Origin of the sequence: Streptomyces sp. MZ04 (genome assembly GCF_004684775.1) — a bacterium.
Lineage (GTDB): Bacteria > Actinomycetota > Actinomycetes > Streptomycetales > Streptomycetaceae > Streptomyces.
Window position 1 is genome coordinate 22,057 of sequence record NZ_SRIC01000072.1, and the last position, 7,976, is coordinate 30,032.

At 70.7% G+C, this 7,976-nt stretch carries 7 protein-coding genes, 3 tRNA genes and 1 pseudogene; 8 read left to right on the forward strand and 3 right to left on the reverse strand.

The window, feature by feature from the left end; genetic code table 11:
* The first annotated feature begins 106 nt into the window (after window positions 1-106).
* From E2651_RS17535 to E2651_RS17570, 8 genes are all read left to right on the forward strand, one after another.
* Window positions 107-424, forward strand: coding sequence for an Lsr2 family protein (locus E2651_RS17535; RefSeq protein WP_135332093.1), 318 nt, complete (start codon window positions 107-109; stop codon window positions 422-424).
* 146 nt (window positions 425-570) lie between these two features.
* A tRNA-Gly gene (locus tag E2651_RS17540) sits at window positions 571-642 on the forward strand.
* Window positions 643-721: 79 nt separating this feature from the next.
* Window positions 722-797 (forward strand) — tRNA-Gly (locus E2651_RS17545).
* 148 nt (window positions 798-945) lie between these two features.
* Complete coding sequence (locus E2651_RS17550) at window positions 946-1,953, forward strand: ABC transporter ATP-binding protein (protein WP_135332094.1); 1,008 nt, start codon at window positions 946-948, stop codon at window positions 1,951-1,953.
* Window positions 1,950-2,747 carry an ABC transporter permease gene (locus E2651_RS17555; protein WP_135332095.1) on the forward strand — a complete coding sequence of 266 codons (798 nt, stop codon included), beginning with the start codon at window positions 1,950-1,952 and terminating at the stop codon, window positions 2,745-2,747. The genes E2651_RS17550 and E2651_RS17555 overlap by 4 nt, the downstream gene beginning before the upstream one ends.
* Before the next feature lie 15 nt (window positions 2,748-2,762).
* Window positions 2,763-4,037, forward strand: a complete 1,275-nt coding sequence (locus E2651_RS17560) for a histidine kinase (protein WP_245238939.1) — start codon at window positions 2,763-2,765, stop codon at window positions 4,035-4,037.
* Window positions 4,034-4,642, forward strand: coding sequence for a response regulator transcription factor (locus tag E2651_RS17565; protein ID WP_135332096.1), 609 nt, complete (start codon window positions 4,034-4,036; stop codon window positions 4,640-4,642). The genes E2651_RS17560 and E2651_RS17565 overlap by 4 nt, the downstream gene beginning before the upstream one ends.
* Window positions 4,643-4,665: 23 nt before the next feature.
* Window positions 4,666-4,741 (forward strand) — tRNA-Gly (locus E2651_RS17570).
* Between the two features lie 46 nt (window positions 4,742-4,787).
* On the opposite strand, the gene E2651_RS17575 is transcribed toward E2651_RS17570, so the two are convergent.
* From E2651_RS17575 to E2651_RS17585, 3 genes and pseudogenes are all read right to left on the reverse strand, one after another.
* On the reverse strand, window positions 4,788-5,684 hold the full coding sequence (locus E2651_RS17575) for a phosphoribosylaminoimidazolesuccinocarboxamide synthase (RefSeq protein WP_135332097.1): 897 nt from the start codon (window positions 5,682-5,684) through the stop codon (window positions 4,788-4,790).
* A 95-nt stretch (window positions 5,685-5,779) separates the two neighbouring features.
* On the reverse strand, window positions 5,780-7,267 hold the full coding sequence (locus tag E2651_RS17580; RefSeq protein ID WP_135332098.1) for a N,N-dimethylformamidase beta subunit family domain-containing protein: 1,488 nt from the start codon (window positions 7,265-7,267) through the stop codon (window positions 5,780-5,782).
* Between the two features lie 253 nt (window positions 7,268-7,520).
* A pseudogene (locus tag E2651_RS17585) lies at window positions 7,521-7,976 on the reverse strand (hypothetical protein); the annotation flags it as partial.

A 7,976-nucleotide genomic window follows, 5' to 3' on the forward strand; every position in this document is an offset into this window, starting at 1 on the left:
GAAAAGGCATTAGCCGATGCTTTGCACATAACAGTGCCCCTAACAGCCGGACAGTCGGCATCACCGCACGTCAACGCGGTGGGACCGCACGAAGGGACCGATATTCGTGGCGCAGCGTGTCGTGGTCACTCTCTCTGACGACATCGACGGCGGGGAAGCGGCGGAAACCATCACTTTCGGTCTTGACGGCAAGTCGTACGAGATCGACCTCAATCAAACCAATGCCAAGAAACTGCGCACGGCGCTCGCCCCGTACCTCGACGCGGCCCGCAAGCAGTCGAAGTCCGGCAAGGTCTTCCGGCACACGGCGGTGACGCCGGACCCGGCGGCCGTCCGCGCCTGGGCGCGCTCGCACCAGATGGACGTGCCGCCGCGCGGCCGCATCCCGAAGAAGGTCTACGAGGCGTTCGAGGCGGCCAACTGAGTTCTCCGCCGCAGCCGCCCCGACCTCGGTCGACGGCCGGCCAGGAGGGCCCCTCGGCAACCGACTTGACCTGCACCCCCGCCGGTCGGCTAAAGTCTGGAGCACGCCGAGGGGCAAGGCCGAAAGGCCGAACCACACGGAGTCTTGCGGGTGTAGTTCAGTAGTAGAACATCCCCCTTCCAGGGGGAAGGCGCAGTGTGCAATTCCTGTCACCCGCTCTGCATCGCCGACCAGGCACCCTTCTGGGTGCGGTAGGCTGGTGCTCGCACCGATCAGTGATAGCTGGTCGGAGGCAATGCGAACGTAGCTCAGTTGGTAGAGCGCAACCTTGCCAAGGTTGAGGTCGCGAGTTCGAACCTCGTCGTTCGCTCCATTGAAGAAGGCCCCGGTCATCGCGACCGGGGTCTTCTTCGTTTTCCCGCGTACGGCGCCTTTGAGCGTACGGGGCTTCTGACATTTGTCATGCGAGCCGGTGACAGCGCGCACTGCTCCGGCGCTCGCGGCCGGGGGACGCTCTTCTCATGACCATGACTGACCAAGTGATCGACGTGACCGATCTTCGGCGCGTGTACGAGGGGGGTCCCCCCGCGCCCTTAAGGCGTGGGGGAGGTTTCGAGGCGGTCCGGGGGGTGTCGTTCTCCGTCGGACGAGGTGAGCTCTTCGCGCTGCTCGGGACCAATGGCGCGGGCAAGACCTCCACCGTCGAACTCCTCGAGGGGCTCGCCGCACCCGCCGGTGGACGGGTGCGGGTGCTCGGGCACGACCCCTACGCCGAGCGCGGTGCCGTGCGGCACCGGATCGGCGTGATGCTCCAGGAGGGCGGCTTTCCCTCCGAGCTGACGGTCGCGGAGACCGTACGGATGTGGGCGGGGTGCACCAGTGGGGCGCGGCCGGTCGACGAGGCCCTGGAGATCGTGGGGCTCGGCAAGCGGTCCGGCGTCCGCGTGAAGATGCTGTCCGGGGGCGAGAAGCGGCGGCTCGATCTGGCGACGGCGCTCATCGGGCGGCCCGAGGTGCTCTTCCTCGACGAGCCCACGACCGGGCTCGACGCCGAAGGGCGCCGCGAGACCTGGGAGTTGGTGCGGGCCCTGCGCGACAACGGCACGACCGTGCTGCTCACCACGCACTACCTCGAAGAGGCCGAGAACCTCGCCGACCGGCTCGCGATCCTGCACGAGGGGCGGATCGCGGCCGAGGGACGGGTCGCCGACGTGGTGGCCGCGCAGCCCTCGCACGTCTCCTTCGAACTCCCCGACGGGTACTTCGTCGGGGATCTGCCGCCGCTCGGCGAGCTCGGCGTGAGCGAGCACGAGGTGACCGGCGGTCGGGTCCGGCTGCGCACGCATGAGCTGCAGCGGGCCGCCACGGGTCTCCTTGTGTGGGCGCGGGACGCCCGGGTGGAGCTGCGGGGGCTCGATGTGCGGGCGGCCTCGCTGGAGGAGGCGTTCCTGCGGATCGCGCGGGAGGCCGAGGGTGGCGGGGGCGCCAGGGGCGGCGCCGAGGTGGCGCGTAAGGAGACGGTGGCATGAGTACGGCGACGGTGAGCGGGACCACCGCGGTGACGACCCCTGCGGGGCGGATGCGGGCGCTCGCGCGGGCCGAGCTGACGTTGCTCGGGCGGAGCAAGGGGACGTTGTTCGCGGCGCTTTTCGTGCCGCTGGTGATGCCGTTCAGCCTGCACCAGGCCGCGGGCGGCATGGATCTGAAGGAGGCCGGCCTCTCGGTCGGGTCCGTGGTGGTGCCGGGCGCCATCGGCTTCTCCCTGCTCTTCGCCGTCTACTCGGCGCTGACCAGTGTCTACGCCGCCCGCCGCGAGGAACTGGTCCTCAAGCGGCTGCGCACCGGCGAGCTGCGGGACCCGGAGATCCTCGCGGGGGCCGCGCTGCCCTCGGTCTCCATCGGCATCGCGCAGTGCCTCGTCCTGGCGGCCGGCTGTGTCGCGCTGCTCGACGCGGGGGCGCCGGACGCACCTCACCTCGCCGTCATCGGCGTGCTGTTGGGTCTGGTGATGTTCAGCGCGCTCGCCGCGGTCACCGCCAGTCTCAGCAGGTCCGTGGAGTCGGCGCAGGTCATGGCCATGCCCCTGTCGTTCGCGTCGATGTTCGGCTCGGGACTCTTCGTCCCCTTCGAGGTCATGCCCGACAAGCTCGCCTCGGTCTGCGAGCTGCTTCCGCTCTCGCCGGTGATCGAGCTGGTGCGGGGCGGCTGGACCGGGAACCTCTCGGCGTCCCAGGCCCTCGGCGCCGTCGCCACGGCGGTGGCCTGGACCCTGGTCTCGGTGTTTGCTCTACGACGGTGGTTCCGCTGGGAACCCCGGCGCTAGACGGAGGGGGCAGGCGTGGTCGGGCGGATTCGGGGGCTGAAGCGGGGCTGGCACGAGCGGAGCAAGATCGAGAAGGTCGAGTTCCAGAGCGTGACCATGTGGCACGCGATGCCCTGGCTCTTCTACGTCAGCTGGGGCTCGCTGCCGCTCGGCGTGAGCGTGCGGCAGCAGACCCTTCCGCTGATCCTCGGCTCGGCGCTTGTCGCCGTCGCCGCCGTGCAGTGCCTGCACGTCAACCGCACGCTGCGGCGCTCCATCGACCACTATCTGAAGCGCGCCGAGGCGCCGCGCCGCGACCTCGCCGTCTCGACCGGGCTCATGATCGTCGTACTGGGCCTGGTGCTCGCCCTGCTGGCCGTGGACGGCGTCGAGGAGGGGATGCTCACCTTCGCCACGATGTTCGCCGTCATGCCGTACGGGGAGTCGCTGGCCTTCGCCGTACCGATCCGCACCTTCCTCATCCGGTTCGCCGTGATCGACGTCGTGATGGTGGCCGCCTCCGCCGCGGTCGGCATCCACGACGGGCGGCTCGCCGGGACCGCCGTGGTGATCGCCTTCGGCGCCGTGATCTCGCTGCTCTCCTCGCGCTGCGGCGCCTGGACGCTCTCCGTGATGTGGGAGGCCGACCGGGCCCGTGAGGTCGAGGCACGGCTCGCGGTGGCCGAGGAGCGGCTGCGGTTCGGGCGGGACCTGCACGACGTGATGGGGCGCAACCTCGCGGTCATCGCGCTGAAGAGCGAGCTCGCGGTGCAGCTCGCGCGGCGGGGGCGGCCCGAGGCGGTCGACCAGATGGTCGAGGTGCAGCGGATCGCGCAGGAGTCGCAGCGGGAGGTGCGGGAAGTGGTCCGGGGGTATCGAGAGATCGACCTGGCGGTCGAACTCGCCGGTGCGCAGGGCGTGCTCGAGGCCGCCGGGATCGACTGCCGGGTGAGCGGGTCGCCGGCGGGGCTGCCGGTTCCTGTGCAGTCGGCTCTCGGGTGGGTCGTGCGGGAGGCGACCACCAATGTGCTGCGGCACGGGGACGCAGGGCGGTGCGACATCGCCTTGGCCGTCACCGGCGTGCGTACGACGCTGGTCGTCGAGAACGACGGTGTGCCCGAGGTCGCGCCAGGGGGTGCGGGGTCCGGGCTCGCGGGGCTGCGAGAGAGGTTGGCCGTGGTGGGCGGGGTGCTGGACTTCGCGTCCTGCGGAGGAAGGTTCCGGTTGTCCGCGGAGGTTCCTCTGCCTGGTTCCTCAGGGGAGGCCCCACTCGCCGTGCGGCAGCCGGAGCGGGTGGAGGTTTCCCGGTGAGCGTTCGCGTACTGCTCGCCGACGACGAGCACCTCATCCGCGGCGCTCTCGCCGCGCTCCTCGCGCTCGAGGACGATCTTGTCGTGGTCGCCGAGGCCGCCACCGGGCCCGAGGCGCTGGCCATGGCGCGGGCGCACCGGCCCGATGTCGCCGTGCTCGATCTGCAGATGCCGGGCGCCGACGGTGTGAGTGTCGCCACATCTCTGCGGGATGAACTGCCGTACTGCCGCACCATGATCGTGACGAGTCATGGCAGACCGGGGCATCTCAAGCGGGCGCTCGCGGTGGGGGTGCGGGGGTTTGTGCCGAAGACCGTCAGCGCGCAGCGGCTCGCCGAGATCATCCGGACCGTGCACGCCGGAAACCGCTACGTGGACCCGGAGTTGGCCGCCGACGCGATCTCCGCCGGGGACTCGCCGCTGACCGCCCGCGAGGCCGAAGTCCTCGAACTCGCCGCCGACGGGGCACCCGTCGCGGAGATCGCCGAGCGGGCCGCGCTGTCCCAGGGGACCGTCCGGAACTACCTCTCCTCCGCCGCCACCAAGATCGGGGCGGAGAACCGTCATGCCGCGGTGCGTCTCGCACGCGAGCGAGGTTGGGTATAGTTGGCTTCGCGCTTCGGCGCAGTGCGGACGTAGCTCAGTTGGTAGAGCGCAACCTTGCCAAGGTTGAGGTCGCCAGTTCGAACCTGGTCGTCCGCTCCAGATGAAAGGCCCCGGTCACTCGACCGGGGCCTTCTTCGTACGCCGACTACCAGGCCGTGCCCGTCAGACGCTCGTACGCCTCGATGTACTTGGCGCGCGTCGCGTCCACCACGTCCTGCGGGAGCGGGGGCGGCGGCTGCTCGCTCTTGCGGTCCCAGCCGGAGGCCGGCGAGGTCAGCCAGTCGCGGACGAACTGCTTGTCGAAGGACGGCTGGGCGCGGCCCGGCTGCCACGCGTCCGCGGGCCAGAAGCGGGACGAGTCCGGGGTGAGGACCTCGTCCGCGATGATCAGCTTCTCGCCCTGGAAGCCGAACTCGAACTTCGTGTCGGCGAGGATGACGCCCCGGTCGCGGGCGATGTCGCGGGCCCTGCCGTACACCGCGAGGGTCGCCTGGCGGAGCTGGGCCGCCGTGTCCGCGCCGACCTGGCGGGCCACTTCCTCGTACGACACGTTCTCGTCGTGCTCGCCGACCTCCGCCTTCGTGGCGGGCGTGAAGATCGGCGCGGGCAGCTCGGAGCCGTCGCTCAGGCCGTCGGGCAGCGCGAGGCCGCAGACGGTGCGCGACGCCTCGTACTCGACCAGGCCCGAGCCCGTCAGATAGCCGCGGGCCACGCACTCGACCGGGACCATTTCCAGGGACGTGCAGACCGTGGTGCGGCCCTCCCAGTCGGCGGGGGCACCGGCCGGGACGTCGGTGGAGATGACGTGGTTCGGGATGAGGTCGGCGAGCTGATCGAACCACCACAGGGAGAGCTGCGTGAGGACCCTGCCCTTGTCGGGGATCTCCGTGGGCAGCACCCAGTCGTAGGCGGACATGCGGTCGCTCGCGACCATCACGAGGTCGCCCGCCTCGTTCTGGTACAGGTCGCGCACCTTTCCGGTGTGCACATGCACCAGGCCCGGGACCTCGACAGGCTCGGGCTTTTCTACGAATCCGGACACGGTTCCTCCCCGTGGTTCTGGCCAAGTGCTGCTGATTCTCTCGCATGCGGGAGCAGCTTCTGGCCAGGGGGATGCCGGTGGGCGTCGGCGGGCTTTCAGTCCCGTTTGCAGATGCGGTCCAGGAGGTTCGCCGTGGCGCGCTGGACGCGGGTGTCCACATGGCCGGGGCGGTCGAGCGCCGGCGACCAGGCGAAGGTGCCGGATGCGAAGACCAGGGCGCCGGACGGGGCGCGGTAGAGGGACGACTCCTGATGCCGGGTGACGCCCTCGCTGTCCTCGTACGGGGAGTGGGCCAGGAGGATGCGGCCCTGGTGCTCGGGCAGGGCGGTGCGCGGGAAGTAGCGGTCGGCCTCGCCCGCGACCAGACCCTCGATCTCGTCGCCCTCGTGCGCGCCCGTCGCCTCCCACAGCCAGTGATCGGCATTGCGTACGACGAGGGGGGCGGGGTCCGGGACACGGCCCGCGTACTGGATGCCCAGGAGCTCCTGCTCCGCCTTGTCCTGCTCGCGCCAGAGGGCGGGCCTGCCGGGGCCGTGGCGCTTGCGGCAGGTGAGCAGGCGGTCCTCGACGCCGGACGGGGAAGGGCCCAACTCCACCTGCCAGTACATGGTGTTGGCGGAGAGGAAGACGAGGGACGTGCCGTGCTCGCGGGCCAGCTCCGTGGTGCGGCGCATGTTCGACGACCAGTACTCGTCGTGGCCCGGGAAGACCAGGCCCCGGTAGCGGGTCGGGTCGATGCGGCCCGCGTGCAGGTCGCAGGTGTCGGCGTAAGCGAGGTCGTAGCCGTACCGCTCGGCCCAGCGGATGAAGTCGTAGGCGTGGCCCACGTGCAGGGGCAGGCCCGCGCCCGCGTACGGGCGGTCGAAGGAGACTGTGTGGGCGGCCTCGCTCTCGCCGAGGAGACGGCCCTTCTCGTCCCACGCGTGATAGAGGCTCGCGCCCGTGCGGCCGTCCTCCGGATAGAGGTTGTACGCCTGCCAGGTGATGTCCGGGAGGAGGAGCAGCAGGTCGGCCGGGTGGCTGTCGCGGACCGTGAAGGGGACGTGCGAGCGGTAGCCGTCGACGGTCGTGAGGACCGCCACGTACGCCCCGATGTTCCAGTAACTCGGGATCTGCAGACGCCAGGAGAGCCACCAGTGGTGGCAGGAGACCGTGCGGTCGGCGGTGAGCGGGGGCGGCTGGACGATCCCCGAGAGGCGCGGGCTCGTGGTGATCTTCGATGCCCCGTCCCCGCCGTAGTGCCCGATGCGGTAGATGTCGACGCTGAACTGCTGGGGCGGGTCCACCGTCACGTGGAAGTCGATCGCCTCGCCAGGGGCCGCGGCGCCGGTGGAGGTGAAGCCCTTGATCTGGCCGTGTACGTCGTCGGCGGTGCGCGGGCCGTTGGTACGCGTGCGGGGTACGGGGATGTTGCGCGCGCCGGGGGCCGGGGCGTGGTCGAGGTACCAGGGGACGACCTGGCCCGTGTCGTCGAAGTAGTGCTCGGCGCCCCGGAGCCAGGGGAGCGGGCCCTGGCCGAAGGGGTCGGTCACGGCGTGCGCCAGCGCGCCCGATTCCCACCTGCGGATCTGCTCCGACCCCATGTGTGTACCCCTCCCTCACTCCCCCGGGATTGCGCTGCGCTGTGCGGTCTCTTGTCCGCGTTCCGCCCCCGCGCGGTGTTGCCTCTGACATGTCCGGTCCGGCGGTCGGTCCCAGCACATCACATTACGCACGCACTCCGTCACCGTTCGTCGCTAATCGACGAGAACGGAAGGGATCCTTCCGGGGGTTGGCGATGCCACTGGGTCCGGGGTAGGGGTAGGGCTCGGGCCCGCGCTCATGCCCGTGCTCGGGTCAGACGAGTCGCACCGGCTTCTCCGGGCGGACGCCCAGGCGGGCCAGCCAGCCCTTCAGGGGGATCGGGTCGCCGTCCTCCACCAGGCTCAGGACGTGCGGCGCCAGGTCCGCCGCCCGCTCGCCGTCCACCAGGAGGGACGGGCCGTCCAGCCAGTCGAGGCCGGGTGCCGCGCCCGCCGTGTCCACGGCCGCGCAGCAGACCAGCGCCGTCACGTGGTCGGCGAGCAACTCCCGGCCCGTACGCACCGGTTGGAGCGGGAAGAGCGGGAGCATGCCGTCGTCCCACAGCGCGTCGTCCGGGCCCTGTCCCGCCGGGGCGGGGCGTGGCGGGGCGGCGGCTTCCTCGCGGGCCAGCTCGGCGGTGAGCCCTGCGGCCCTGTCTCTGATACACATCTCCGAGCCCACGAGACGCTCATGAATCTCGCATGCCGTCTTCTGCCTGAAAAAAAAAAA